General features: G+C 65.7%; 1 protein-coding gene. It reads right to left on the bottom strand.

Features of this window, described 5'->3' with window-relative positions:
- Nucleotides 1-904, bottom strand: a 904-nt coding sequence (locus G6N77_RS19550; protein WP_165183839.1) for an IS3 family transposase, incomplete at both ends; no start/stop codon positions are given.

Genomic DNA, 904 nt, shown 5'->3' with positions numbered 1-904 from the left:
GGCGGGACCATGCCCAGTGCCGTGTGCAGCCCCGTGTGCAGCCGGCGCCGGTTGTACACGACCTCGATCCAGCGAGCGACCTCACGCCTGGCCTCGGCCCGCGTGTGCCAGACCCGGCGGTCGTAGAACTCAGCCTTGAGGGTCGACCAGAACGACTCGCTCATCGCGTTGTCCCAGCACACCCCGGTCCGCCCCATGGACTGGCGCACGTGCAGCTCGACGGCGACCTGGTGCATCTGCGCCGAGGTGAATTGACAGCCACGATCCGCATGCAGCACAACGTCCGTCGGCAGCATCTGGCGCAGCGTGTGCGCCATCCGCAAGGCCCGCTCCACCAGGTCCGTCGTCTGCCGCTCATCCATCGCCCAACCCAGCACCCGGCGCGAATGCCCGTCCCTGATCGCGCACAGGTACACGAACCCTTCACGCGTGTGCAGGTAGGTGATGTCCGTAATCCACACGGCATTGATCCGGCCCTGATCCCACTTGCGATTCACCAAGTCTGGAATGTGATGGGTCGCCACCCCCGGAATCGTCGTGACCGGCCGGAACCGGCGCGGACTGACCCCTTCCAGGCCCTGCCGCCGCATCGAGGCAGCCACCGTCTTCTCATTCACCCCAGTACCTTCACGCCCCAGTTGTGCCGTAACCCGCGGAGCCCCATACACCTCATCGGACTCCATATGGACCCTGCGCACCTTGGCATCAAGCTCCCGCCGGGCCCGGGCCTGCCGGCCAGGGCCCTCGGCCCGGCGTTTCCGCCACGCATAGAACCCCGAGGTCGAGACCCCCAGCAACCGGCTCGTCCGAGCAATCGCATAGTCAGCCTTCTCCGCTTCCATCAATTCGAACCGTTCTGATTCCGTGGCTTCGACGCGAAGAAGGCTGCCGCTTTTCCCAAAAA

Source organism: Arthrobacter silviterrae (assembly GCF_011045165.1).
Lineage (GTDB): Bacteria > Actinomycetota > Actinomycetes > Actinomycetales > Micrococcaceae > Specibacter > Specibacter silviterrae.
The sequence above is the reverse complement of the archived record's forward strand: the minus strand, read 5'-3'. Positions and strand labels throughout refer to the sequence as shown.